The sequence below is a fragment of the Mycobacterium gordonae genome (genome assembly GCF_001417955.2).
GTDB classification, from domain to species: Bacteria; Actinomycetota; Actinomycetes; order Mycobacteriales; family Mycobacteriaceae; genus Mycobacterium; species Mycobacterium gordonae_B.
The window spans coordinates 1-25,047 of the sequence record NZ_LKTM01000235.1 but is presented as its reverse complement, the minus strand read 5'-3'; the positions used below and the strand labels follow the sequence as shown (position 1 = coordinate 25,047).

At 68.0% G+C, this 25,047-nt stretch carries 24 protein-coding genes and 1 pseudogene; 16 read left to right on the top strand and 9 right to left on the bottom strand.

What is annotated here, in order from left to right:
• Nucleotides 1-20 precede the first annotated feature (20 nt).
• Nucleotides 21-632, bottom strand: a complete 612-nt coding sequence (locus tag AO501_RS17900) for a cytochrome c oxidase subunit 3 (RefSeq protein ID WP_055578990.1) — start codon at nt 630-632, stop codon at nt 21-23.
• A gap of 129 nt (nt 633-761) precedes the next feature.
• On the opposite strand from AO501_RS17900, the gene trpD reads away from it, so the two are divergent.
• A complete protein-coding gene (trpD, locus tag AO501_RS39445) occupies nt 762-1,847 on the top strand; it encodes an anthranilate phosphoribosyltransferase (RefSeq protein WP_306237665.1) in 1,086 nt (361 codons plus the stop codon).
• Here the strand turns inward: trpD and AO501_RS17885 are convergent.
• Nucleotides 1,785-3,608, bottom strand: a pseudogene (locus AO501_RS17885) (DEDD exonuclease domain-containing protein); the annotation flags it as partial. The gene trpD and the pseudogene AO501_RS17885 overlap by 63 nt on opposite strands.
• 129 nt (nt 3,609-3,737) lie before the next feature.
• On the opposite strand from AO501_RS17885, the gene AO501_RS17880 reads away from it, so the two are divergent.
• From AO501_RS17880 to pimB, 4 genes are all read left to right on the top strand, one after another.
• Nucleotides 3,738-4,001 (top strand): hypothetical protein, encoded by a 264-nt coding sequence (locus tag AO501_RS17880; protein ID WP_055578987.1) that lies wholly within the window; start codon nt 3,738-3,740, stop codon nt 3,999-4,001.
• A gap of 174 nt (nt 4,002-4,175) precedes the next feature.
• Nucleotides 4,176-5,330: a peptidoglycan hydrolase RipC gene (ripC, locus tag AO501_RS17875; protein ID WP_055578986.1), complete on the top strand. Its 1,155-nt coding sequence runs from the start codon at nt 4,176-4,178 to the stop codon at nt 5,328-5,330.
• Nucleotides 5,331-5,362: 32 nt separating this feature from the next.
• Nucleotides 5,363-6,193, top strand: a complete 831-nt coding sequence (locus AO501_RS17870; RefSeq protein ID WP_055578985.1) for a hypothetical protein — start codon at nt 5,363-5,365, stop codon at nt 6,191-6,193.
• Between the two features lie 201 nt (nt 6,194-6,394).
• Nucleotides 6,395-7,543, top strand: coding sequence for a GDP-mannose-dependent alpha-(1-6)-phosphatidylinositol monomannoside mannosyltransferase (gene pimB / locus AO501_RS17865; protein ID WP_055578984.1), 1,149 nt, complete (start codon nt 6,395-6,397; stop codon nt 7,541-7,543).
• 11 nt (nt 7,544-7,554) lie between these two features.
• Here the strand turns inward: pimB and AO501_RS17860 are convergent, their stop codons facing one another.
• Entirely contained in the window at nt 7,555-9,357 is a 1,803-nt protein-coding gene (locus tag AO501_RS17860) for an AMP-dependent synthetase/ligase (protein ID WP_055578983.1), read from the bottom strand.
• Between the two features lie 174 nt (nt 9,358-9,531).
• Here AO501_RS17860 and AO501_RS17855 point away from each other — a divergent pair, with 174 nt between their 5' ends.
• The 5 genes from AO501_RS17855 to AO501_RS17835 all read left to right on the top strand — a co-directional run bounded on the left by AO501_RS17855 (nt 9,532) and on the right by AO501_RS17835 (nt 12,944).
• A complete protein-coding gene (locus AO501_RS17855) occupies nt 9,532-9,921 on the top strand; it encodes a hypothetical protein (protein ID WP_055578982.1) in 390 nt (129 codons plus the stop codon).
• A 109-nt stretch (nt 9,922-10,030) separates the two neighbouring features.
• Nucleotides 10,031-10,465: an SRPBCC family protein gene (locus AO501_RS17850; protein ID WP_055578981.1), complete on the top strand. Its 435-nt coding sequence runs from the start codon at nt 10,031-10,033 to the stop codon at nt 10,463-10,465.
• Nucleotides 10,462-11,724 carry an ArsA family ATPase gene (locus AO501_RS17845; RefSeq protein WP_082658702.1) on the top strand — a complete coding sequence of 421 codons (1,263 nt, stop codon included), beginning with the start codon at nt 10,462-10,464 and terminating at the stop codon, nt 11,722-11,724. The genes AO501_RS17850 and AO501_RS17845 overlap by 4 nt, the downstream gene beginning before the upstream one ends.
• Nucleotides 11,712-12,098 (top strand): hypothetical protein, encoded by a 387-nt coding sequence (locus AO501_RS17840; protein ID WP_082658699.1) that lies wholly within the window; start codon nt 11,712-11,714, stop codon nt 12,096-12,098. Before AO501_RS17845 ends, AO501_RS17840 begins: the two co-directional genes overlap by 13 nt.
• 96 nt (nt 12,099-12,194) lie before the next feature.
• On the top strand, nt 12,195-12,944 hold the full coding sequence (locus AO501_RS17835) for a lysophospholipid acyltransferase family protein (RefSeq protein WP_055578979.1): 750 nt from the start codon (nt 12,195-12,197) through the stop codon (nt 12,942-12,944).
• A 12-nt stretch (nt 12,945-12,956) separates the two neighbouring features.
• On the opposite strand, the gene AO501_RS17830 is transcribed toward AO501_RS17835, so the two are convergent.
• The gene (locus tag AO501_RS17830; protein WP_055578978.1) at nt 12,957-14,234 is read right to left on the bottom strand and encodes a glycosyltransferase 87 family protein; all 1,278 of its coding nucleotides are present in this window, start codon (nt 14,232-14,234) and stop codon (nt 12,957-12,959) included.
• 90 nt (nt 14,235-14,324) lie between these two features.
• Here AO501_RS17830 and AO501_RS17825 point away from each other — a divergent pair, with 90 nt between their 5' ends.
• The 3 genes from AO501_RS17825 to AO501_RS17815 all read left to right on the top strand — a co-directional run bounded on the left by AO501_RS17825 (nt 14,325) and on the right by AO501_RS17815 (nt 17,218).
• Complete coding sequence (locus tag AO501_RS17825; protein WP_371935005.1) at nt 14,325-15,191, top strand: hypothetical protein; 867 nt, start codon at nt 14,325-14,327, stop codon at nt 15,189-15,191.
• A gap of 98 nt (nt 15,192-15,289) precedes the next feature.
• A complete protein-coding gene (locus tag AO501_RS17820) occupies nt 15,290-15,796 on the top strand; it encodes a polyadenylate-specific 3'-exoribonuclease AS (RefSeq protein ID WP_055578977.1) in 507 nt (168 codons plus the stop codon).
• Nucleotides 15,797-15,829: 33 nt separating this feature from the next.
• On the top strand, nt 15,830-17,218 hold the full coding sequence (locus tag AO501_RS17815) for a class II 3-deoxy-7-phosphoheptulonate synthase (RefSeq protein WP_055578976.1): 1,389 nt from the start codon (nt 15,830-15,832) through the stop codon (nt 17,216-17,218).
• Here the strand turns inward: AO501_RS17815 and AO501_RS17810 are convergent.
• Nucleotides 17,215-18,420 carry a protein kinase domain-containing protein gene (locus AO501_RS17810; protein WP_231752527.1) on the bottom strand — a complete coding sequence of 402 codons (1,206 nt, stop codon included), beginning with the start codon at nt 18,418-18,420 and terminating at the stop codon, nt 17,215-17,217. The genes AO501_RS17815 and AO501_RS17810 overlap by 4 nt on opposite strands.
• 79 nt (nt 18,421-18,499) lie before the next feature.
• On the opposite strand from AO501_RS17810, the gene AO501_RS17805 reads away from it, so the two are divergent.
• Complete coding sequence (locus AO501_RS17805) at nt 18,500-18,904, top strand: Rv2175c family DNA-binding protein (RefSeq protein WP_055578975.1); 405 nt, start codon at nt 18,500-18,502, stop codon at nt 18,902-18,904.
• Here the strand turns inward: AO501_RS17805 and AO501_RS17800 are convergent.
• Together AO501_RS17800 and idsA2 are read right to left on the bottom strand one after the other, a co-directional pair.
• Entirely contained in the window at nt 18,891-20,441 is a 1,551-nt protein-coding gene (locus AO501_RS17800; RefSeq protein WP_055578974.1) for an alpha-(1->6)-mannopyranosyltransferase A, read from the bottom strand. The genes AO501_RS17805 and AO501_RS17800 overlap by 14 nt on opposite strands.
• A gap of 3 nt (nt 20,442-20,444) precedes the next feature.
• Entirely contained in the window at nt 20,445-21,506 is a 1,062-nt protein-coding gene (gene idsA2, locus AO501_RS17795; RefSeq protein WP_055579020.1) for a bifunctional (2E,6E)-farnesyl/geranyl diphosphate synthase, read from the bottom strand.
• A gap of 217 nt (nt 21,507-21,723) precedes the next feature.
• Between idsA2 and AO501_RS17790 the strand changes: the two genes are divergently transcribed.
• Nucleotides 21,724-22,617: a mycobacterial-type methylenetetrahydrofolate reductase gene (locus AO501_RS17790; RefSeq protein WP_055578973.1), complete on the top strand. Its 894-nt coding sequence runs from the start codon at nt 21,724-21,726 to the stop codon at nt 22,615-22,617.
• A 49-nt stretch (nt 22,618-22,666) separates the two neighbouring features.
• Here AO501_RS17790 and AO501_RS17785 read toward each other — a convergent pair whose 3' ends face one another.
• Together AO501_RS17785 and AO501_RS17780 are read right to left on the bottom strand one after the other, a co-directional pair.
• Nucleotides 22,667-23,314: an LppM family (lipo)protein gene (locus AO501_RS17785; protein WP_055579019.1), complete on the bottom strand. Its 648-nt coding sequence runs from the start codon at nt 23,312-23,314 to the stop codon at nt 22,667-22,669.
• A gap of 119 nt (nt 23,315-23,433) precedes the next feature.
• Entirely contained in the window at nt 23,434-24,033 is a 600-nt protein-coding gene (locus tag AO501_RS17780) for a GNAT family N-acetyltransferase (protein WP_055578972.1), read from the bottom strand.
• 269 nt (nt 24,034-24,302) lie between these two features.
• On the opposite strand from AO501_RS17780, the gene AO501_RS17775 reads away from it, so the two are divergent.
• The gene (locus AO501_RS17775) at nt 24,303-24,707 is read left to right on the top strand and encodes a DUF3040 domain-containing protein (RefSeq protein WP_055578971.1); all 405 of its coding nucleotides are present in this window, start codon (nt 24,303-24,305) and stop codon (nt 24,705-24,707) included.
• Nucleotides 24,708-25,047 lie beyond the last annotated feature (340 nt).

Below are 25,047 nucleotides of genomic sequence, written 5' to 3'. Positions count from 1 at the left end.
GTGTATTCGGAGCCGCGGGCTCATCGGATGAAATAGATCACGGCGAACAACGCAATCCACACGATGTCGACGAAGTGCCAGTAGTACGAGACGACGATGCTGGCGGTGGCCTGGGCCGGAGTGAACTTGCTCATCGTGGTGCGGACCAGCAGGAAGATGAACGCGATCAGACCGCCGGTCACGTGCAGGCCGTGGAACCCGGTGGCCAGATAGAACACGCTGCCGTAGGCGCTGCCGGGAATGGTGGTCCCGTGCGTCACCAGGTGCACGTACTCATATGCCTGGCCGCAGATGAAGAACAGCCCCATCAGGAAGGTGATCACGTACCAGCGGCGCAGGCCGAAAACGTCGCCGCGCTCGGCCGCGAACACGCCCATCTGGCAGGTGAACGACGACGCGATCAGCACCAGCGTCACCGGCACCGCCTGATACAGATTCAGCTCGGTCGGCGGCGGAGGCCAGTTCCCGCCGGCCTGCGCTCGCGCCGTGAAGTAGAACGCGAACAGGCCAGCAAAGAACATTAGCTCGCTGGAAAGCCACACTATGGTGCCAACACTGACCATGTTGGGGCGGTTCAGCGAATGGACTCGCGACGTAATCGCAGTACCCGAGGTCCCTACAGCACTCGTCACATCCGCAAGTATGACGCTTTGTAGTTGTCGAAGACTACCCGGGTCACAAATTTCTGAGATTTCGTGTCGCGCGGGGTCTTCGGCGCTTCCGGGCGCGTGGTTGGGAGCAGGGGAGATTCTCGTGGGACCATCGGCGACGTGGCTGCGTCGTCTGAGGGTTGTTCGCCCGCCGCGCCGTCCTGGCCGCGGGTGCTGGGGCGGCTGACGGACCGGCGGAACTTGCTGCGGGGTCAGGCCGCCTGGGCGATGGACCAGATCATGACCGGCGCGGCGCAGCCGGCCCAGATCGCGGCGTTCGCGGTGGCGATGAAGATGAAGGTGCCGACGTCCGACGAAGTCAGCGAACTGGCCGGAGTGATGCTCGACCATGCCCGTGCGATGCCGGCCGGCGCCATCCCCGACGACGCGGTCGACATCGTCGGAACCGGTGGCGACGGGGTGAACACGGTGAATCTGTCCACCATGGCTTCCATCGTGGTGGCGGCCGCGGGCGTGCCGGTGGTCAAACACGGCAACCGGGCGGCGTCCTCGTTGTCCGGCGGTGCGGACACCCTCGAGGCGCTCGGGGTGCGCATCGACCTGGGGCCCGAGGAGGTCGCGCGCAGCCTCGCTGAGGTGGGGATCGGGTTTTGCTTCGCACCTCAGTTTCATCCGTCCTACCGCCACGCGTCCGTGGTGCGCCGCGAGATCGGGGTGCCGACGGTGTTCAATCTCCTTGGGCCGCTGACGAATCCGGCTAGGCCGCGAGCTGGACTGATCGGTTGCGCGTTCGCTGACCTGGCTGAGGTGATGGCCGGGGTGTTTGCTGCACGCCGGTCCAGTGTGTTGGTGGTGCATGGCGACGACGGACTCGACGAGCTCACCACCACCACGACGAGCACCATCTGGCGGGTGCAGGCGGGCACCGTGGACAAGCTGAAGTTCGATCCCGCCGGATTCGGGTTCGCGCGCGCTGAGCTCGACGAGCTGCGCGGCGGTGACGCCGCGGCCAACGCCGCTGAGGTGCATGCGGTGCTGGCCGGCACTCAGGGGCCGGTGCGCGACGCAGTGGTGCTCAACGCCGCAGGGGCACTCGTCGCACACGCCGGGCTATCCAGCCGCGCTGAATGGTTGCCGGCGTGGGAGGACGGGCTGCGGCGGGCCGCCGCCGCGATCGACAGCGGGGCGGCCGAACACCTGCTCGCGCGATGGGTGCGGTTCAGCCAGCAGGTCTGACTGCTTTTCGGCCTGGCGGCCGGCCAGCCGCGCGGACCTTGCGGTGGCCGCCCACTCCGCCCACGCGCCCGCCGCGCCCAGCGGCGACGCCCAGCCCGTATCGCCGGCGCTCACCCGCACGATGCGCACCCCGGGTGCGGCCAGCCAGCGCGCGATGAGGGCCGTTTCCTCGACCAATGCACCACCCAGCGGAGCCTGCGCCGGCAGGACCGTCTGGGCGCCGGCCTGGATCGCCTCCACCACCGGCATCGGGGGCACGCCGCGCCGGGCGCCGCCCGCGGCCGCGAGCTGGCCGTGCCGGATGACCGCGAACTGGTAGCCGCCCTCTCCGTCGGGTGCCGCGGCGATCAGCTCGGGCAGCGCGCTCAAGGCCCGCAGGCGCTGCCCACGCCACAACGCCTCGACTGCGGTGGCGACGTGGTCGCGCAGCCGGGCCGCGCTCTCGTAGAGGTGCCGTGCGGCCAGGGCCGCGACCTCGTCGACGGCGGCGGCCAGCGGTGAGTTGTCCGACCCGTCGATCAACGCCTGGGCGTGCCGCGTCGCGTCGCCGTACTGCGCGGCCGTCACGTCGCGCGGCGCGGGGCAGGGTGCCAGCTCCACCTCGGGGCAGACCGGACCATGCAGCGCCGACCGGGCCAGCCGTCTGGTGCACGTCCGTACACCGGTGAAGCGGGCCAGCAGTGCCGCGGTGTCCGCTGCGTCGGTACGCGACCGGAACGGGCCGATGGCGCGCTCGTGCCGTGGATTTCGGATCACCGAGAACCGGGGGAACGCCTCGTCGGTCAGCACTACCCACCACCAGCGGTGCGGGAACTTCGAGCGGCGGTTGTAGGGCGGGGCGTGCGCGGCCAGCAGTCGTAACTCGCGCACGCCCGCTTCCAGCGCGTGCGCGCACTCGACGTGGTCCACGCCGGTCGCGAGGCCCACCATTTCCTTCATCCGGCCACGTGGGTCGCTGCCGTTGAAATACTGGCTCACCCGGCGGCGCAGGTCCACCGCGGTGCCCACGTAGAGCACTTCACCGGCCGGGCCGCGGAACAGGTAAACCCCCGGCCGGCGCGGCAGACCGTCGGCCAGGACGCGCTTGCGGCGCTGCGCGGGTGTGACGTCGGGCAGGTACGAGCGCAGGTCGGCGTAGGTGTGGATGCCCTGGTTGCCGACCCGCTCGATGAGCGCGTGCAGGACGTCGACGGTGGCGCGGGCGTCGTCGAGAGCGCGGTGTGTGGGCTGGGTCGCCACAGCGAAGATGCGCGCCAGTTCGGCCAGCCGCACGCTGGGTGCTTCTTCGCGACTCAGCACCCGTCGGGCCAGCCGGACCGTGCACAACACCCGGGGTCGCGGCCACTGCAGCCGGCACCGCTCGGCGGCGGCGCGCAGGAAGCCGATGTCGAAGCCGGCGTTGTGGGCCACCAGCACCGAGTCGCCGGCGAACTCGAGGAACATCGGCAGGACGGCCTCGATGGTCGGGGCATCGCAGACCATTGCCGTGGTGATCCCGGTCAGGCGGACGATCTGCGGGGGGATGCTGCGTTGCGGGTCCACGAGTGTCGCGAATTCACCGAGGACCGCGCCACCGCACACCTTGACCGCGCCGATCTCGGTGATCGCGTCCGGGGTGACGCCTTCCCGGCCCTTGGCGCGGCCGCCGGTGGTTTCGAGGTCGACGACGACGAACGTGGTCTCGCGTAGTTGCGATTCGTCGGGGGCGCGCAAGTCGTCCAGCCCGGCGAAGCTGAGTTGATTCCCGCCGGTCGCACCCATGGCGGTGACGTTAGGCATCCGCACTGACACCCTTCGGTTCCCACGCCGGGTGTTGTTGTCGGTGCCCGGCGTTACCGTGCGGTGCAGTTCGACTCAAGAGTTGAAGCGCTAGGGAGAGGACCCAGCCAGATGGCACACAGCAGCGGAACCGAAAGGACCGGTGGCGCGGCGGCCAGGCCGGGGGAGCCGGTGGTGATTGATTGCGACGATTGCGCGGTCCGCGGCCCCGGGTGCCGCGAGTGCGTGGTGAGCGTTCTGCTCGGGGTGCCCGAAACCCTTTCGTACGACGAACAAGTCGCGTTGGAGACGTTGGCCGAGGCCGGGCTGGCGCCGCGGTTGCGCCTCGTGCCGATCCGGCGCGAGCGCGCTGTGTCGCCTAAGGGAGTGGCCTGACGGGTGGTGTATGGTCGGCCACAGCCAGAAACCCTGTCTCACATAGAAATGCCATAAATCTTCCTAATTTCTTAACTCCCCCCTTTGGACAAACGTCGATATCGTTTCGTAACCTGTTTGAGACCTAAACCCGCTCGGCGCATTTACGTCGATGGCAGTTTAAGGAAGCAAATCTTGAGGCTCGACTGTAGGCATTCGATCGCGCGCGTGTTCAAGCGGTTCGCCATCGGTTCGTTCGCGAGCTTCGTTGTGTTCTCGGGTATTACAGCGGCCGGCGCGTTCGCCGATCCTGCCGATGACGCACTGGCGAAACTCAACGAGCTCTCCCGGCAGGCCGAGCAGACCACCGAGGCGATGCACAGCGCTCAGCTGGACTTGAACGAGAAGCTGGCGGCCCAGCAGGCGGCCGAGCGGAAGCTGACCGACGACCAGGCCAAGCTGGAAGCCGCGAGAGCTCGCCTGGCCAACTTCCAGGGTGCGGTCAACAAAGTCGCCGCCGCGACGTACATGGGCGGTCGCACCGACGGCTTGGACGCCATCCTGACCGCCGCGTCGCCGCAGTCGCTGATCGACGGGCTGACGATCCAGCGGGTGATGGCGGGACAGATGTCGTCCCAGATGGCCAGCTTCAAGGCCGCCGGCGAGGAGGCCGTCAAGGCCGAGCAGGCTTCCGCCAAGTCTGCCGCCGACGCCAAGGCCGCCGCCGAGCAGGCCGCGGCTGTGCGGGCGAACCTGCAGCACAAGCAGAGTCAGCTGCAGGTACAGATCGCCGTCGTCAAGTCGCAGTATCAAGCACTGACCCCGGACCAGCGCACCGCGCTGGCCAACCCCGGGCCGGCGCCCGACCGGGTACCGGACCGTGGCCCCGGTGCTCCCGATGCGCTGCCGCCCGGCGCGCCGGTGCCGCCGGAAGGCGTCCCCGGTGAGATGCCGGCGCCCGGCGGTGCGTCCAACGTGCCCTTCACGGGTGGCGGTGGCAGCGGCGACCGTGCGGTCGTCGTGCAGGCTGCGTTGACCCAGATCGGCAGTCCCTACGTGTGGGGCGGTGCCGCTCCCGGCGGATTCGACTGCTCCGGGCTGGTGATGTGGGCGTTCCAGCAGGCCGGCATCTCGCTGCCGCACTCCAGCCAGGCGCTGGCCCACGGCGGTCAGCCGGTGTCGCTGGGTGACCTGCAGCCCGGCGATGTGTTGACGTTCTACTCCGACGCATCGCACGCCGGCATCTATGTCGGTGACGGCATGATGGTCCACTCGTCCACCTACGGCCAGCCGGTTCGGGTGGTCCCGATGGACTCGTCCGGCCCCATCTACGACGCCCGGCGCTACTGACGGCTCCGCCCACGCGGCGTCGGCTCCAAGTACTGCTGGCGTGTGTCTTCACCGCTGAGCTGATCGCGGCATTGCTGTTGCCGCTGCGCGAGGCTCCCGCAGCGTCCGCGCCGACGATTGCCCGCGCCGACCCGGCACCGAGGACGTCTCTGATCGGTGATCGCACGGTGCGATTGGTCAACCTGGGCGGTCCGGGCGCCGATCAGCTGCTGACACGGGCAGCCGCTGATCTCGGTAATGCCATCGATGCGGTGGTGGGGTTCTGGGGGCCGGACTGGACGCGTGACATCGTGGTGGTGGCCACCGGGTCGGATCAGCAGTTTGAGCAGTCCGCGGGTGGTGGGCCGGCCTCGCAATGGGCGGATATCGCGGCCGTGACGGTAGCCGAGCGGGTCGATCCAGTGGCCCGGACGATGGTCGACGCCCGGATCGTGTTGGCTCCCGGTGCGGCGCACATGACGGCGGGCGCACTACGAATAGTGCTGAGCCATGAGCTTTTTCACTACGCGGCCCGAGTCGACACCGCGCTGGACGCGCCGCGCTGGCTCACCGAAGGAGTGGCCGACTTCGTCGCCCGGCCGCCGACGGCGCTGCCCACCGATGCGGCATCGTCCGTTGCGGCGCTACCGACGGACGACGATCTCGACAACCCTGGGCCGCAACGCTCCCTGGCCTATGACCGGGCGTGGTGGTTCACCCGGTTCGTCGCCGACACCTACGGACCGGGGAAGCTGCGCGAACTCTACGTGGACGCATGTGGGGTCGGGCACTCTGATCTGGCCACCGCCGTCGATCAGGCGCTGGGAATCGACGTCGCCGGTCTGCTGCCGCGCTGGCAGCGGTGGATGACCGGGCACGCTTGACCCCGTCTCACCGCGAGCGTGCGTGTCTGTACAACGACACGCCGTGGCGACTGGCATTCGGCGCACCCTCGTCGCCGGCGCGGCCGGGGCTCCTCAACGCGCCGCTCCCGCGGCGCGCGTCGTCGCCCGCTGGGTTTGATTGAGCGGGCTCCTCAACGCGCCGCTCCCGCGGCGCGCGTCGTCGCCCGCTAACCTCACCCTGTGAGCCGGGTCCTGCTGGTAACCAACGACTTTCCCCCGCGGCGCGGAGGGATCCAGTCTTATCTGGGAGAGTTCGTCAACCGACTCGTCGACTCCAAGTCCCACAGCGTCACCGTCTACGCACCAAAGTGGAAGGGCGCCGAGGCTTTTGACGAAGCGGCCGAGTCGGCGGGCTATCGGGTGGTGCGCCACCCGACCACGCTGATGCTGCCCGTGCCCACCGTCGACACCCGGATGCGCCGGCTGATCGAAGAGAACCACATCGACACCGTGTGGTTCGGCGCGGCCGCCCCGCTGGCATTACTCGCACCGCGCGCCCGGCAGGCCGGCGCCAAGCGGGTGCTGGCCAGCACCCACGGCCACGAAGTCGGCTGGTCGATGCTGCCGGTCGCTCGATCGGTGCTGCGAAGCATCGGCGACCACACCGACGTCGTGACCTTCGTCAGCCGCTACACCCGGTCTAGATTCGCGCCGGCGTTCGGGCCAAAAGCCGCACTGGAATACCTCCCGCCCGGCGTGGACAGCGACCGCTTCCACCCAGACCCCGCCGCGCGCGCCGAACTGCGTCGACGCTATCGGCTGGGCGAGCGGCCCACCGTCGTGTGCCTATCGCGGTTGGTGCCCCGCAAAGGCCAGGACATGCTGATCCAAGCCTTGCCCGCGATCCGGCGGCGGGTCGAGGGCGCCGCGCTCGCCATCGTCGGCGGTGGCCCTTACCTCGAGACTTTGCGCAAGCTGACGCGCGACTGCGAGGTCGAGGACCACGTCACCTTCACCGGCGGCGTCCCCGGCGATGAGCTGCCCGCCCACCACGCCATGGCCGACGTGTTCGCGATGCCCTGCCGCACCCGCGGCGCGGGTATGGACGTCGAAGGTCTCGGCATCGTCTTCCTGGAGGCATCGGCCACCGGCATACCGGTGGTGGCCGGCGACTCCGGCGGAGCCCCGGAAGCTGTGCAGCACAACAAGACTGGCTTAGTGGTCGACGGCAACTCGGTGGCAGAGATCGGCGAGGCGGTCACCGAGCTGTTGATCGATCGCGACCGTGCTGCCGCCATGGGCGCCGCCGGCCGCGAATGGGTGCGAACGCAGTGGCGCTGGGACCTCCTGGCCGCGCGGCTCGCGGGCTTGCTGGACGGCGGGGCCTGAGCCACCCGCTATCAGTCCTTCGAGTAGATCGCCTCGATGTCGGAGGCGAACTTCTCGGCGACCACGTTGCGCTTGACCTTCATCGTCGGCGTCAGCTCACCGGTGTCCTCGGTGAAGTCGACCGGCAGGATGCGGAACTTCCGGATCGACTCGGCGTGGGACACCTGCTGGTTGGCTTTCTTGACCGCCGCGTCCACCTCGGCGAGCAGGTCCGGGTCCGTGGCCAGATCACCAACCGTCGCAGCGGAGGCCTTGTGATGGTGCTGCTTCCAGCCCTCGATGGCTTCGGGGTCGATGGTGATCAGTGCGCCGATGAACGGCTTGGCGTCCCCGACGACCATCGCCTGACTGATCAGCGGGTGGGCCCGCAGTTGATCCTCCAGCACCGCGGGTGCCACGTTCTTGCCACCCGCGGTGACGATGAGCTCTTTCTTTCGGCCGGTGATGCTGACGAACCCGTCTTCGTCGACGGCACCGAGATCGCCGGTGCGGAACCAACCGTCGGTGAAGGCCTCCGCGGTGGCCTGCTCGTTGCGCCAGTAGCCGGTGAACACCACCCCGCCGCGTACCAGCAGTTCCTTGTCCTCGGCGATACGCAGGCTGTTGCCCGGCACCAGCTTGCCCACGGTGCCGATCTTGAGGCCGTTGATCTGGTTCACGGTGATGGCCGCACTGGTCTCGGTGAGTCCGTACCCCTCGTAGATGGTCACTCCGACACCGCGGTAGAAGTGCCCCAGCCGCGCGCCCAGCGGCGCCCCGCCCGATACCGCGGCGTGGCACTCACCGCCCAGCGCGGCGCGCAGCTTCCCGTAGACCAGCCGGTCGAACAGCGCATGCTTGGCCCGCAGGACCAGCCCTGGCTTGCCGTCGTCCTGGGCGCGGCTCCAATCGACCGCCGTCTGCGCGGCCGCCTTGAAAATAGGGCCTTTGCCGTCATTGGCGGCATTCTGCTCGGCGGTGTTGTACACCTTTTCGAATACTCGCGGAACCGACACGACCACAGTCGGTTTGAACTCGGCCAGCAGTGGCAGCAAGTTTTTGATGTCACTGGTGAATCCCACGGTGACTTTGCTGGTGAAGGCCGCCAGGGTCAATGCCCGGGCGAGGACGTGGGCCAGCGGCAAGAAGACCAGCAGCCGCTGACCCTCGCACAAGAGCGTGGGCAGGCACTCGCTGGTGCCGCGGATCTCGTGCAGCAGATTCGAATGGGTGAGTTGGCAGCCTTTCGGCCGTCCCGTGGTGCCAGAGGTGTAGATGAGGGTCGCGGGCGCGTCGGCGTCAAGCCCCTGCTGCCGCGCCGTCAGTTCGGCCGCATCGACCGAGGCGCCGGCCTCCACCAACTGCTCCAGCGCTTTCGGGCCGGAGCCGTTGATATGCAGCACCCGGCGCAGGGCGGGCAGCTCGCCGGTGAGCTCGGTGACGATCGCGGCGTGCGCATCGGTCTCGGCGAACGCCAGCACCGCTTCGGAGTCCTGCAGGACCCAGCGCACCTGCTCGGCCGACGATGTCTCGTAGATCGGCACGGTCACCGCACCTACCGACAAAATCGCCAGATCCAAGATCGCCCACTCGTAGCAGGTGGCCGAGAAGATCGACACCCGGTCGCCGGTCTGGACCCCCAGCGAGATCAAACCCAGCGCGGTCGAACGAATTTGGTCAGCGGCTTCGGCGCAGGTGACGTCCGTCCAGACCCCGTCGACCCGCCGTCGGTAGATCACATAGTCGGGGTCGTTCCGCTCATGCTCGTACACCACGGCCGCGACGTTGTCGTGGTCGTAGACGGAGAAGCGGGCGGGGACACTGTACGAACGCACTCTCTTTACCTCGCTTGACCTAGGGGTGGTCGCTGTATGCCGGCGGCTTGCTGTCACCCAGCCTATCGGGGACATTCGCGCAGTATGGCCACGGCCGGTGGACGTCGGGCGCGATTGCGGGAGAGGCCGAGGGCTGCACTGATCCCGCTCGCGCGGGTATGTGAAGCTGAGGCGATGAACAGCATCCAGATCGCCGACGAAACCTACGTCGCCGCCGCTGGCGCACTGGTCGGGGCCGCCATCGCAGATCGCTCGAAGTGGAGCCGGTGGTGGCCGGACCTGCACCTGCAGGTCACCGAGGACCGTGCCGAGAAGGGCATCCGGTGGGCGGTGAGCGGCCCGGTGACCGGCACCATGGAGGTCTGGCTGGAACCGTCGATGGACGGGGTGATCTTGCACTACTTCCTCCACGCGGAACCGACCGGCGTCCCGGCGTCCGAGCTGGCCAGGCTGAACCTGGCCAAAATGACGCACCGTCGTCGCGTGGCGGGCAAGAATATGGCGTTCGAGGTTAAAACGACCCTGGAACGCCAGCGTCCCGTGGGAAGTTCTCCGGTAGTTTAACCGGGTCAAGACTGGCATCAAGACAGGCGAGAGAGAGTACCGTTTCTGCCGGGAGATTTGGGGCACTCCCGCAATTGACCGGGGTTGACCGGGAAAGGGAAGCAGCCAAGTGGCGGACAAGACGAACCAGACGATCTACATCGACGCAGACCCGGCCGAGGTGATGAAGGCGATCGCCGACATCGAGTCCTACCCGGACTGGATCAACGAATACAAGAAAGTCGAAGTCCTGGAGGCCACCGACGACGGCTACCCCAAAAAGGCGCGGATGCTGATGGACGCGGGGATCTTCAAGGACACCCTGATCATGAACTACGAGTGGCCCGCCGACCGTGAGTCGCTGAGTTGGACGCTGGAATCCAGCTCCCTGCTCAAGTCCCTGGAAGGCTCGTACCTCCTGGCGCCCAAGGGTTCCGGCACCGACGTGACGTACGAGCTCGCGGTCGACCTGGCCGTTCCCATGATTGGCATGCTCAAGCGCAAGGCCGAACGCCGGCTGATCGACGGCGCCTTGAAGGATCTGAAGAAACGAGTCGAGGGCTGAGTGATTCCGTTCCGCCTACCCCGGCGCGGATCAGCCTCTTTGTCGGCAAGGGCGGGGTAGGGAAGTCCACTCTGGCGTCTGCGACCGCGGTCGGCGATGCCAGCGCCGGGCAGCGCGTGCTGGTGGTCTCCACCGACCAGGCCCACTCGCTGGGCGACGTCCTGGGCATCCCGGTCCCGCCGACCGGCCACGGCGAACCCGTCCGCGTGCATGCCGACGACTCGGAGGCCGGCGGCGGCTTTCTCGACGCCCTGGCCCTGGACACCCTGGCCCTGCTCGAGGACCGCTGGCGCGACGTAGTAGCCGCCCTCGATGCCCGGTTCCCCGAGTCGGAGCTCAGTCGCATTGCGCCCGAAGAACTTTCGGCGTTGCCCGGGATTCAGGAAGTCCTCGGACTGCACGCCGTCGGCGAGCTTGCGATGTCGGGCCGGTGGGATCGCATCATCGTCGACTGCGCCTCGACGGCCGACGCCTTACGGATGCTGACCCTGCCGGCCACATTCGGCCTGTACGTGGAACGCGCCTGGCCGCGACACCGGCGGCTGAGTATCGGCGTGGAGGACCCGCGCTCGGCCGCGGTGGTACAACTGCTGGAACGCACCAGCGCCGGCGTTGACCGGCTGAGCTCGCTGCTGACCGACGGCGACCTGCTCAGCGCGCACCTGGTGCTCACACCGGAGCGGGTGGTCGCCGCAGAGGCCGCCCGCACGCTGGGGTCGTTGGCGCTGATGGGAGTGCGGGTCGAGGAGTTGCTGGTCAACCAGGTTCTGGTGCGCGACGAGACCTACGAGTACAGCAGCTTGCCCGACCATCCCGCGTTCTACTGGTACGCCGAACGCATTGCCGAGCAACGCGCGGTGCTCGAAGAACTCGACGCCACAATCGGCGACGTCGCATTGGTTCTGGTGCCGCACCAGGCGGGGGAGCCGATCGGCCCCAAGGCCCTGGGCGGGCTGCTTGACAGCGCCCGACGGCGGCGCGGTGCCGCCCCGCCCGGGCCGCTGCACCCGGTCGTCGATCTGGAATCCGGGACGGGTCTGGAGTCCGTGTACCGGATGCGGCTGTCGTTGCCGCAACTCGACGCCGGATCCCTGGCCCTGGGCAGATCCGACGACGACCTGATCGTCAGCGCCGGCGGTGTGCGGCGCCGGGTTCGGCTAGCCTCTGTGCTGCGCCGTTGTACCGTGCTTGACGCGCATCTGCGGGGCAGTGAATTGACTGTTCGTTTCCAACCCGATCCGGAGGTATGGCCGAAGTGAGTACGGGTCATACCGAGATCGGTCCCGAGTTGCGCAGGCTCGCCCAGGCGATCCTGGACGGCATCGACCCGGCCGTGCGGGCGGCGGCCACCATGGCCACGGGCGGCACGCCCGGTAAGTGCCAGCAGGTGTGGTGCCCGGTGTGCGCACTGGCCGCGGCGGTCAATGGTGAGCAGCATCCGTTGGTGACGGTCATCGCCGATCACAGTGTCGCCCTGCTGGGAGTGATTCAGGCCATCGTCGACGACATCGATCGCACGGCGACGCCGCCGGAGGACGTGGCCGGCGACGCCGAACCGCCCGCCTCGCGGACCAACGGCAAGGCCGCCGCCAAGACGGGTTATCAGTCCATCCCCGTGACGGTCCAGGAGTGACCCGGCGCCGGGGCAGCGCTCGCGAGGTGGTCGGACTCAGCGCGGGTGGGTACAGTTGGCGCAGTCACCAACGGGTGTGGGCGAGAGGGAGGGCCAATGTGGTACTACCTGTTTAAGTACGTCCTCCTCGGTCCGTTGCTGTCTTTGATCGGCCGTCCCAAAGTCGAAGGGCTAGAGCACATTCCCAGTTCTGGCCCGGCGATTCTGGCCAGCAACCACTTGGCGGTGATGGACAGCTTCTTCCTGCCGCTGGTGGTGCGTCGCCGGATCACGTTCCTCGCCAAGGCCGAGTACTTCACCGGTACCGGCATCAAGGGCAGGTTCAACCGCTGGTTCTATACCGCTGTCGGTCAGGTGCCGATCGACCGTACCGATGCCGAAGCCGCTCAGGCCGCTCTGACGACCGCGGAGCGGTTGCTGGGCCAGGGCAAATTGCTGGGCATGTACCCCGAGGGCACTCGCTCACCGGACGGGCGGCTCTACAAGGGCAAGACCGGCCTGGCGCGACTCGCCCTGCAGACGGGCGTCCCGGTGATCCCGGTGGCGATGATCGGCACCGATGTGGTGAACCCGCCCGGTACGACGCGGCTGCGGTTCGGCCGCGTCACCGTCCGTTTCGGCAAGCCGATGGACTTCTCCCGGTTCGACGGCCTGGCCGGAAACCACTTCATCGAGCGCGCCGTCATCGACGAGGTGATGTACGAGCTGATGGGCCTGTCCGGTCAGGAATACGTCGACATCTACGCCGCCACGGTCAAGGACGGCAGTGCCGAAGACGGTGACACAAAAGATTCCGACGCGGAATCGTCAGTCCCGGCGCGGATCCCGGAGACCGCGGTCGGTTGAAGCGCTGCCGCGTCAGGCGGCCGCGACCGGCGTGCGCTCGCGGGGCGTCGAGCGGGTCGGCGCGATCGCGGCGGTGACCGTGAGGCCGGCCACGACGATGACGGCCAGCGCCCACCAGACGTAGGACATCCCGACTAGCTGGCGCCACCAGTTCGCCGTCGTCTCGTGATGCTTGGGCAGCAGGTCAATCGGCGACCAGTGCATCAACGCCAGACCCGTGGCGGTGACCACGCCCAGTGCAACGTTGCGGCGACGCCAGGCCAGAATCCCGGTCACCAGCACCGCGGGCAGCATCCACACCCAGTGATGCGACCACGACACCGGGGATACCACCAGCCCGAACAGCGCCACGCAGATTATGGCCAGCGTCGGTTCGCCGGCCCTGAGCACTCGGCGCATCGCCCAGACGGTCGCGGCCAGCACCAGCAGGCAGGCGAGCACCCACAGCGGAAAACGCTCGTGCTGATCGAGCCCCAACCGGGCCAGGGAGCCCGCGATGTTCTGGTCGGTGTTCAGGGCCGCCTCGCCGATGCGGTCGGTGTGGGGCAGCGTTTCGGTCCAGTACTCGCAGGAGTCTCGCCAGGCGAGCACGAAGCCCAGTAAGGTCGCGCCCGCGAACGACGCCAGCGACGTCAGCGCGGCCCGGTTGTCCCGGCGCAGCAGGAGATACAGCAGGAACACCGCCGGGGTCAGCTTGAGCGCAATCCCCAGGCCCAGCAGCAGACCCCGCGGCCAGGGCGTGCGGCGCGGGAAGCAGTCGGCGATCACCAGCGTCATCAGGATGGCGTTGATCTGGCCGAAGGCGAAGTTCGACGCGATCGGTTCCAGCCAGATCGACGCCGGAGCGACGATCACGACGGCCAACCACGCGCGGCGCAGCCAGGCCGGACCGGGCAGCAGCGTCGACTCGGCCCACACGTCGAGGCGGCTCAGCACGATCGTCGTCGACACCAACAGCACCACCAGCGTCAGCGCGGTGATCACGACACTGGCGACGGGCATCCCCATCCAGGCGAACGGGCTGAACGCGATGGCGGCCAGCGGGGGATAGGTGAACGGCAGATCCACGATGGGTGTGTGGAACATCACGTTGCCGGTGTAGAGCGGGCGCCCGTCCAGCCAGGCGCGGCCGCCCATCTGATAGACGTCGATGTCGATGCGGTACGGAATGTGGCCGAACAGCTGCCAGCACGTGTACGTCAGCGCCAGGGCGGCAAGCAGCCAGAGCAGGCACCATAGCGAAACCCGCCCGAGTTGACTGCCCACCCCGGGCGACCGCCATTTACTCATGTCAGGGAACAGCCTAATCGTTATTTCGGCGTGTCTTGCCCGCGCAGCGCGGCTTGCGGGTGTCGCGTGCCACTGCGGCGTAGCTTTTTTGTGGTGCACCACTGGCTGCAGCACGACATCATCGACCGCGGCCGGTTGCCGTTGCTGTGTTGCCTGGTCGCCTTCATCCTGACGTTCTTCGTCACACGGTCCTGTGTGCGCTTCATCCGGCACCGGACCGATCGGGACCGGCCGGCGCGGTGGTGGCAGCCGCGCAATATTCACGTCGGGACCGTGCACATCCATCACGTCGCGTTCGGGGTGGTGCTGGTGATGCTGTCCGGGCTCACCCTGGTGACCCTGGCGGTCAACGGCCAGGAACCCCAACTCACTCTGGCGGCAGTGCTCTTCGGAATTGGCGCGGCCTTGGTGCTGGACGAGTATGCGCTGATCCTGCACTTGTCCGACGTGTACTGGGAGGAAGACGGCCGCAGCTCGGTGGATGCGGTGTTCGCCGCGGTCGCGGTGGCCGGGCTGTTGATGCTGGGTCTGCACCCGCTGATGTTCGTGCTGCCGATCCGCTATGACGGTGACTGGCTGACGCTGCAGAGCACGCTGGCTTCCGCGCTGGTGGTCACCCTGCCGTTGGCGGTGATCGTGCTGCTCAAGGGCAAGGTGTGGACCGGTTTGCTGGGCATGTTCATCGTGGTGCTGCTGATCATCGGCGCGGTCCGGTTGTCCCGCCCGCATGCGCCGTGGGCGCGGTGGCGTTACACCGCCCGACCGGCGAAGATGCGGCGCGCGCTGGCGCGCGAACGCCGATGGCGGCGCCCGGTGGTGCAGGCCAAGCTGTGGCTGCAGGGCGCGATCGCCGGAACTCCGCGGCTACCCGATGAGCGCACCGTCGATGCGCAACTGGACCTCGAGGTGCACCCCGCGCCGCCGCCGGACACCGGGCCCATCCTGATCGGTGGGTAGCTGTCGCAACCGCGAGCAGACACAAACTCGCACTGCGGCGCGCCGCAGCGTGCGAGTTCGCGTCTGCTCGCGCAACTGAGGCGAACTAAGCTGCGGCGGTGCGGTACTTCTACGACACCGAATTCATCGAGGACGGCCGCACCATCGAGCTGATCTCGATAGGCGTGGTCGCCGAAGACGGCCGGGAGTACTACGCCGTCTCCTCCGAATTCGACCCCGGACGAGCCGGCAACTGGGTGCGATCTCACGTGCTGCCGAAGCTGCCGTCGCCGTCGTCGCAGCTGTGGCGCTCGCGGCGGCGGATCCGCGCCGACCTGGAGCAGTTCCTGGGCGTCAACGGCTCAGAACCCATCGAACTGTGGGCCTGGCTCGGTGCTTACGACCACGTCGTCCTGTGCCAGCTGTGGGGCACAATGCCCAATCTGCCCAGGGCGATCCCCCGATTCACCCGCGAGTTGCGACAGCTGTGGGAGGACCGCGGATCTCCGCGCCTGCCGCCTAGGTCTCCCGATGCGCACGACGCGCTGGTCGACGCCCGGGATCAGCTGCGCCGCTTCCAGATAATCGCCTCGGCAGACGAAGCGGCCCAGCGCCGTTCGCCCTGATCAGCCGCGAACGGCCACAGTTACCATGGACCGATGAACTGGACCGTCGACATTCCGATCGACCAGCTGCCGCCGTTGCCGCCGCTGCCTGCCGATCTGCGGGCGCAGCTGGACGCCGCGCTGGCCAAGCCGGCCGCCCAGCAGCCGAGCTGGGACGCCGACCAGGCGGCGGCGATGCGCAAGGTGCTGGAAAGCGTGCCACCGGTGACGGTGCCGTCCGAGATCGTCCGGCTGCAGGAACAGCTTGCGCAGGTGGCCAGGGGCGAGGCGTTTCTGCTGCAGGGCGGCGACTGCGCGGAGACGTTCACCGACAACACCGAGCCGCACATCCGCGGCAATATCCGCACCCTGTTGCAGATGGCCGTGGTGCTCACCTACGGCGCCAGCATGCCGGTGGTGAAGGTGGCCCGCATCGCCGGGCAGTACGCCAAGCCGCGTTCGGCCGACATCGACGCGCTGGGCCTGAAGTCGTACCGCGGCGACATGATCAACGGCTTCGCTGCCGACGCCGCGGTGCGGGCACACGACCCGTCGCGGCTGGTGCGGGCCTATGCCAATGCCAGCGCCGCGATGAACCTGGTGCGGGCGCTGACCTCGTCCGGCTTCTCCTCGCTGCATCTGGCGCACGACTGGAACCGCGAGTTCGTGCGCACTTCGCCGGCCGGCGCCCGGTACGAGGCGCTGGCCTCCGAGATCGACCGCGCGCTGCGGTTCATGAGCGCCTGCGGGGTGGCCGACCGCAACCTGCAGACCGCCGAGATCTACGCCAGCCACGAAGCCCTCGTGCTGGACTACGAGCGCTCGATGCTACGGCTGTCCGACGTCGAGGACGGTGAGCCGCAGCTGTACGACCTCTCGGCGCACACCGTCTGGATCGGTGAGCGGACCCGCCAACTCGACGGCGCCCACATGGCGTTCGCCGAGGTGATCGCGAACCCGATCGGCGTCAAGATCGGTCCGACCATGACCCCCGAGCTCGCCGTCGAATACGTCGAGCGCCTGGACCCGCACAACAAGCCGGGCCGGCTGACCCTGGTCAGCAGGCTGGGCAATAACAAGGTGCGCGACGTGCTGCCGCCGATCATCGAGAAGGTTCAAGCCGCGGGCCACCAGGTGATCTGGCAGTGCGACCCCATGCACGGCAACACCCACGAGTCGTCGACGGGCTACAAGACCCGGCACTTCGACCGGATCGTGGACGAGGTGCAGGGCTTCTTCGAGGTGCACCGCGCGCTGGGCACCCACCCGGGCGGGATTCACGTCGAGATCACCGGCGAGAACGTCACCGAATGCCTGGGTGGGGCACAGGACATCTCGGACACCGACCTGGCGGGGCGTTACGAGACGGCGTGCGATCCGCGGTTGAACACCCAGCAGTCGCTGGAGCTGGCTTTCCTGGTCGCGGAGATGCTGCGCGATTAGAGCAGCGTGCTGAGGTGGACGCCGATCGTCCAGGCCGCGGTCGCGACCATCCCGGTCAGGGTCAGCACCACGGCCACCCAGATCAGCACCATGCGTCGGCGGTGTTGGCGTGCCCAGACGAATTCGTCCATCGGGATCCCGGCGAATTCGCCGGAGTCGGCGACGTATTGCTCTTCATCGTCCAACTGGTCGAAGACGTCCGGTTGCGCTGCAGGCGCGGGTGCGGACTCGCCGGGTTCACGGGTGAACTGTCGGGTCGGGTTGGGAGCCGGGGACGGGGCGGGACGCTCGGTCATGCGGCTGTGCTCCAGTGCCCGGTGCTGAGCTGAGTTGCGCGGCGCCGGAACCCGGAAGTCCGGCAATCCCAGCTCCTCGACGATCGACGCCAGATCAGCGGCCATCTCGATCGCGTCGGCGTACCTCTGCGATGGGTCACGGGCTGTGGCGCATGCCACGAACTCGTCGAACTGTGTTGGCACACCGTCGATTACGGCACTCGGTGGCGGAACATCGTTATCCAGTCGCTGATAGGCGACCGACAACGCGGTGTCGCCGCTGAACGGTGTCTGTCCGGTCAGCATTTCGTAGGTGAGGATCCCGGCGGAGTAGACATCGCTGCGGGGACCGGCGTTGCCGTCGCGCACCTGCTCGGGCGACAGATACGCCGCGGTGCCCAGAATGACGCTGCTGGACGTGATTCCGGCCGCAGCGACGGCACGGACCAGCCCGAAGTCGGCGATTTTGACCTCGCCGTCGTCGGAGATCAGCACGTTCTCCGGCTTCACGTCGCGATGGACGAGCCCGGCCCGGTGCGCGGCGGCCAGCCCACCCAGGACCGGGCGCAGCACCGCGGCGACCGCGTGGGGCGGCATCGGGCCCCGCTCGGTCAGCAGCTCGCGCAGGGTGCCGCCCTCCACCAGTTCCATCACCAGAAACGGGTGCCTGCCGTCCTGTCCCTGGTCGTAAACCGCGACCAGGCCCGGATTTTTCAGCCGGGCGACGGTGCGCGCCTCGAGTTGAAAACGGTGCAGGAACTGCTGATCACCGGAGTAGCGGGAATCCATCACCTTCAGGGCGACGGGACGGTCCAGCCGCGTATCCACGCCCCGGTAGACGGTTGAGGTGCCACCGCTGCCGATCTTGGCCTGCACCAGATACCGGCCATCCAGCAAGGTGTTCTCCAACTGGTCCCCTCCAACCACTGGGCCATCGTAGGTGGGCGGCGCAATTCGATCCCGGAACGCGCACACTTGGCCGCCCGGCAAGTTCTAGACTGACGTCGTGGGCAGCATCCCGGCCGGCGACGATGTTCTGGATCCTGACGAACCAACCTATGACCTGTCCCGGGTCGCCGAACTGCTCGGCATCTCGGTGAGCAAGGTTCTGCAGCAGTTGCGGGAAGGCCACCTGGTAGCGGTGCGACGCGACGGTGGCGTAGTGGTGCCGCAGGTGTTCTTCACCAGCACCGGCCAGGTGGTCAAGAGCCTGCCCGGCCTGCTGACGATCCTGCACGACGGCGGCTATCACGAGACCGAGATCGTGCGCTGGCTGTTCACCCCGGACCCGTCGCTGACCGTCACCCGCGACGGCTCGCGCGATGCGCTGAACAACGCCCGCCCGGTTGACGCGCTGCATGCCCACCAAGCCCGCGAGGTGGTACGGCGCGCCCAGGCTATGGCGTACTGACCCCCGGTGTACTGATCGCCGCCCCGTCCTCGTCCTGGTCCTCGGCCGGCTCCGGCTCGCGGTACAGCGAATACCAGGCCAGCACCGCGAAGGCGGTCGCGAGTCCGACATGCAGCCAGGAATACATGCCGTGGGACCCGTCGGGCTTGAAGATCACCATGATCCACGTCGAAAATCCCGCGATCACCGCCATCGCCCGGCGGGACTGGGCCAGCGGGGCGAGCACCGCCAGTGGCCACGAGTAGTACCACGGCAGGGCGGCGGGCACGAACAGCACGACGACCAGCATCACCCCGAAGATGCCGAGCAGCGCGTCCCGGTCGTCGCGGCGGAATCGCCACCACAGCACCGGCAGCGACACGAGGATGACCAGGATTCCGACCAGCCGGGCGACCCGCAGCACGGTGTAGAACTGCACCGCGAAGAAGCCGCTGCTGATGGCGTGGATGATGTTCGCCGCGGCCGTCGGGATGGTCAGCCAGTTGATGATCTTCACCGAGCCGGCCAGCGCGGTCAGCCAGCCGAGCCCGACCCCGGCCACCAGCGACAGCACCGCGAAACCGACGACGCAGATCACCGACGACGCCAGCGCGGCGGTCAGGAACGCGCGGACGGGCCGCCAGCCGCGATCCTCGCGCAGATGACGCATCCAGACCCAGCACAGGAACGGCAGTGCCAGGCCCGCGGTCGCTTTGACCGCGATCGCGATGGTGAGCAGCGTGACCCCCGCGACGTGGTGACGTTGCAGAGTCAGCGCGATGCCGGCGGCCATCAGCCCGACCATCAACATCTCGTTGTGCACTCCGCCCATCAGATGGATGAGCACCAGCGGGTTGAGCACGCAGATCCACAGCGCCTTGGCGCCGTCGGTGCCCAGGTGGTGCGCCAGCCGGGGAGCGGCCCAGATCAGCAGCGCCAGGCCGGGCAGCATGCACAAGCGCAACAACATCGTGCCGGCGACCACGTTGTTGCCGACGATCATCGTGACCAGCTTGGCGATCAGGATGAACGCCGGACCGTAGGGAGCGGTGGTGATCGTCCAGATGGGAGAGACGTCGTCGAGTAGCGAGTTGGGGTTACCGACCGGGCCGACCGCGTAAGGGTCCAGGCCGTCTCGCAACAACGCGCCCTGCGCGAGATACGAATAAGTGTCGCGACTGAACACCGGCACCGACAACAGCAGAGGCGCGAGCCAGAACGCGGTGGTGGCCCGCATGGTGAATTCGGAGGCCGCGCCGGCCAGGCACTGCCGGCCCAGCCGCAGCCAGGCGATCAGCATCAGACCGACGCCGATCCACAGCAGGATCGAGGACAACACCAGCCCGTGCCCAAAACGCAACCAGGACAGGTGAATCGACTCCAGCAGGGGGTCGTGCTGCCGGGTGCTGCCGGCACCCAGGCCGCCCGCGGTGATGAGCAACGCCCCGAGGAATCCCAGTCGCGCGGGTGCGCCCTCGGCAGCAGTGGCGAAGGTGCGCAACCGGGAAAGACGCTGCCGGTAGCTCTGTTTCGGCGCAGCGGGTGTCGCGTCTGTCATGGTTCAGGCAGTCCGGTCGGTGGCCAGGCGGGCCAGTTCGGACAATCCGGCTTTGGCCGTGGCGCTGATCGGCGCCCCGGACAGTGTCGTCAACGCACGCTGGGTGAGGTCGGTGATGCGGTTCTCCGCGGCGGCCAGGGCGCCCAGATCTTCGATCACCGTGCGCAGTTCACGCACCTGGGCATCGGTCAACTCGGTGCCGACCGAGGTGCGCAACAGGTCGGCCGCCGCCGGGTCTGACTCGTCGGCCAGCTGGGTGGCCTCGGCCAGCAGCACGGTGCGCTTGCCCGAACGCAGATCGTCGCCGGACGGTTTGCCCGTCACCTCGGGATCACCGAACACACCCAGCACGTCGTCACGCAGCTGGAACGCCACCCCGAGGTCGGTCCCGAATTGGTTGAAGGCCGCCATCACCTCGGGCCGGTCGGCGGCCGCGGCCGCCCCCAGTTGCAGTGGCCGGGAGACGGTGTAGGAGGCGGTTTTATAGGTGGCGACGGTCATGGCCGCCGCCACCGCTTCGGCGGCAGAGGCCGGCGTCGACGCCTCGGCGACGATGTCGAGGAACTGCCCGCCCAGCACCTCGGTCCGGATGTCCGACCAGACACCCTCGACGCGGCGGCGGGCCGCGGGGCACAAACTGGCCCGCGAGATGATGTCGTTCGCCCAGGCATGGGCGATGTCACCCAGCAGGATGGCCGCTGACAAACCGAACTGCTCCGGCGCGCCACGCCAGCCGCGGTCGCGGTGCAGGGCCGCGAAATGCATGTGGGCGGTGGGCCGTCCGCGCCGCGTAGCGGACGCGTCGATGACGTCGTCATGGATCAGCGCGAACGCGTGCAGCAACTCCAGCGCGGCGAACAGCAGCAGCGCATCCGCATCGGGTGCCTCGGCGCTCACCGCGTCCCAACCCCAGTAGGCGAACACCGGCCGCATCCGTTTGCCGCCGCTGAGCACGAAGTCTTCGAGCCAGGCGGTGAGCGTGTCGTAGTCGGCGCCGAGGAAGGCGGATTCGCTGCGACGGTCATGCACGTACCGTCGCAGCTGCTCGGTGATGGCGCCGGCCACCTCGACGGTCGCCGATGCTTCCAGGCTCACCGGAGGTGCCCCTTTCTGCTCGGCGTGCTTCTGGCCCGACAGTGTATGCCGCCCGGATGCCGCCGGCCCGTCGGCAGCCCCCGGCGCGCTGAGGTGACCGCATCGGCCGCCCCTATGCTGTCGTGGTGGCCCGGCACGGGGAGTCGGGGCAGTCGCAACAGGAAGATAAGAGGAAGAGAGGAGCCGAGTGACGCTCAACACCATCGCGCTGGAGCTGGTGCCGCCGAACGTGGACGGGGGTCGGGAGAAGGCGGCAGAAGACGCGCAGAAAGTGGTGCGGTACTCGGCAGAATCGGGGCTCGACGGCCGCATCCGGCACGTCATGATCCCCGGCATGATCGCCGAGGACGACGATCGTCCGGTGCCGATGAAGCCCAAGATGGACGTCCTGGACTTCTGGTCGATCATCCGGCCCGAGCTTCCCGGGATGCGCGGCCTGTGTACCCAGGTCACCGCGTTCATGGACGAAGCATCCCTCGGTGAGCGACTGGCCGAGCTGACCGATGCCGGCATGGAGGGAGTGGTGTTCGTCGGAGTGCCGCGCACCATGAACGACGGCGAGGGCTCCGGCGTCGCGCCCACCGACGCGCTGTCGATCTACCGCGACGCGGTGACCAACCGCGGGGTGATCGTGATCCCCACCCGGGAAGGTGAACAGGGCCGCTTCAACTTCAAGTGCAACCAGGGCGCCACCTACGGCATGACCCAGCTGCTGTATTCCGACGCGATGGTGGACTTCCTCGCCGAGTTCGCCAGGGAGACCGACCACCGGCCGGAGATCCTGCTGTCGTTCGGTTTCGTGCCGAAGATGGAGACCCGCGTCGGTCTGATCAATTGGCTAATTCAGGATCCGGGCAACGCGGCGGTGGCCGGGGAGCAGGAATTCGTCAGGCAGTTGGCCGGCAGCGAACCCGAGCAGAAGCGCCGGCTGCTGGTGGACCTGTACAAGCGGGTGGTCGACGGAGTGGCCGATCTCGGCTTCCCGCTGAGCATCCACTTCGAGGCGACCTACGGCGTGTCGGCCCCGGCGTTCGAGACGTTCGCCGAGATGCTCGCCTACTGGGCCCCGGATCGCGGTTAGCCGATTGTCGCGACCCGCAGCGACCGGCACGCCGCTCCTGCGATCGCGATTAGCCGGAACTTGTCTTGTCGCCCGAGGCGGTGAACCGGGGTGAGCGGTCCCGGCTGACCCAGGCCAGCAACGCCACCACTCCGGCCGCCGCGAACGACGCGATGCCCAGCCAGATTCCCGCCCCGGTGAACGACCGGGTGTTGGGATCGGTGTAGCGGGCCTGCGCGGTCATGGTGCTGACCACCCCGGGTTTGAGCTTCCACTGCACGACTTCGGGTTCGATCCGGTCGCCGTTGGTAGAGGTGACCGTCCCCGGGAAAGCGACGGTCAGCTCGACGTCGGCATCAGGGTCGGTCAGCGAGGTCAGGTCGGCCCGGCCTTCCAGGATCACCAGGTTGCCGTTGCGGCGCAGCGACAGGTTCACGCCCGCGGCGTCGGGGTTCATGTGGGCCAGTTGCGGCAACTCGGCGAACGTCAGGTCGGAGAAGACGGCCTGGGAACCGACATAGCCGTCGCTGTCGTAGTTGGAGACGGCGACCTTCTGGCTGAACGGCAGGTTCGTGTCCAGCTGCGGCCCGGTGTCCTTGTTGTTCTTCGGTTTTGCCGCGGCGATGATCTCGCCGGACACCTGATCGTCGGGCGAGATCGTCAACGACGCCCGCACCCGCAGGCAGCCGGTGGCCAGCGGCACCAGCATCAGCAGCATCAGAATGGCCAGCACACGGCGCCGCCGGGCAGTAAATCCGCGGGCTGGAAGCGGGGGAGAGCTGGCTCGCACCAGGTCATCGTGCCAGACCCGGTGCCACCCATGGGCGAGCCGCCCAATTACAGGGGCAGAGCGCGGCCCAGAATCGCGAAGGCCCGCGGATCCCCGGCGAAGTAGTAGCTGCGGATGACATCGGTGAAACCGAGCCGCCGGTACAGCCGCCAGGCGCGGTTGGCCTCGCCGTTGTTCTCCGGAGTGGACAGCAGGACGTTGTTCTCGTCGCGGCCCGCGAGCAGGCGCCGGGTCAGGGCCTCACCCAGACCACGCCCCTGAGCGCGCGGGTGGATGTGCAGCTCGGTCAGTTCGAAATAGCTGTTCATCAGCCGGTCGATGGCCTGCGGCGGGAAGCCGCTGCGTTGCAGGCCCAGGACCACCTGCTGTTGCCACCACTGGCCGGGTGCCCCCGGGTAGCCATAGGCGATGCCGACGAGCGGCGCGCTGCGCAGCTCGGCCTCCGAGCCGGGGGTGGCCGCGTCGTCGGCGACCTCGACGGCGGCGACGGCCTTCCAGCCCCGCCGCCGGGTGTGCTCGAGCCACATGCCGGCCCGCTGATTCTCGGTGCCTCTGGGATAACGCATCGCATCGACATAGACACTCAGAGCGTCGCCGAGGCGGCGCTCCATCTCTTTGGCCGGCAAATCGATGAGGAATGTCGCCAAGGTGCGGGTGTCCTTTTCATCGTCTGCGGAAGAGTTCCGGGTCGTTCCAGTATCGGACGAAGCGTTCGGGCAGCCACGACTGGGCGCGGGACGGCCCGGTGTGACGGGTCGGGTTGCGGCCGATCACGTCGCACTGCCGCAGCCGGGATAGAATCGCCTGCGAACCAGTGGTACGGCGCAGATTGACCTCGTATCATTGTGGTTAATTGCCCTAACAAGGGGCCGGGCTACCGGTGGTTACGTGACAGTGTGTCGGCAAGGAGGGACGAATGCCACTCTCCGATCATGAGCAGCGAATGCTCGATCAGATCGAGAGCGCTCTCTATGCCGAGGATCCCAAGTTCGCGTCAAGTGTGCGCGGCGGCGGCTTCCGGGCGCCGACCGCACGCCGCCGCCTGCAGGGCACGGCGTTGTTCGTCGTGGGACTGGGCATGCTGGTTTCCGGGGTGGCGTTCAAGGCCACGATGATCGGCAGCTTCCCGATCCTGAGCGTGCTCGGCTTCGTCGTGATGTTCGGCGGCGTGGTGTATGCGGTCACCGGCCGGCGGTTGTCCGGCCGGCCGGACACAGCGGGACCGACGGCGGGTTCGTCGCGGCAGCGTCGTTCCAAGGGCTCGGGCGGCTCCTTCACCAGTCGCATGGAGGACCGCTTCCGGCGTCGCTTCGACGAGTAGGCCCACGCAGTAGGTTCGTCACGGGGTAGCCCTTCGGGCTGCCCCGTTTTCGTTTGTGAACTCGGCAGCTGACACGGTTGCAGACCCGGCGGCGCCGACACGCCATCCACGCCGGGTGACGCCGTCTCGTGCCCCACTTGTAGCGCATCTGTGTCCATTGCGCCCCACTGCGCCCCACCTGCCCCCCGAAGCGCCAAATATGGGCTGTGACATCGGGTTTCATGTGACCCGAGCGGTGTGCCGGGTAGCTCTGCAACGACCGCTGGCCCGGCCGGGGTGGGAAAACGCCACTCCGGGACGCGCGGAGGGGGTGTTTATGGGGCGAAGTGGGGGGTTGTGG

Bases quoted from the DNA above. Each gene is read 5' to 3' on its own strand.
- AO501_RS17815 (WP_055578976.1), top strand. From the start codon at position 15,830: ATGAACTGGACCGTCGACATTCCGATCGACCAGCTGCCGCCGTTGCCG.
- AO501_RS17830 (WP_055578978.1), bottom strand. From the start codon at position 14,234: ATGAGTAAATGGCGGTCGCCCGGGGTGGGCAGTCAACTCGGGCGGGTT.
- AO501_RS17775 (WP_055578971.1), top strand. From the start codon at position 24,303: ATGCCACTCTCCGATCATGAGCAGCGAATGCTCGATCAGATCGAGAGC.
- AO501_RS17855 (WP_055578982.1), top strand. From the start codon at position 9,532: ATGAACAGCATCCAGATCGCCGACGAAACCTACGTCGCCGCCGCTGGC.
- AO501_RS17840 (WP_082658699.1), top strand. From the start codon at position 11,712: ATGGCCGAAGTGAGTACGGGTCATACCGAGATCGGTCCCGAGTTGCGC.
- AO501_RS17835 (WP_055578979.1), top strand. From the start codon at position 12,195: ATGTGGTACTACCTGTTTAAGTACGTCCTCCTCGGTCCGTTGCTGTCT.
- AO501_RS17800 (WP_055578974.1), bottom strand. From the start codon at position 20,441: ATGACAGACGCGACACCCGCTGCGCCGAAACAGAGCTACCGGCAGCGT.
- AO501_RS17785 (WP_055579019.1), bottom strand. From the start codon at position 23,314: ATGCTGCTGATGCTGGTGCCGCTGGCCACCGGCTGCCTGCGGGTGCGG.
- AO501_RS17880 (WP_055578987.1), top strand. From the start codon at position 3,738: ATGGCACACAGCAGCGGAACCGAAAGGACCGGTGGCGCGGCGGCCAGG.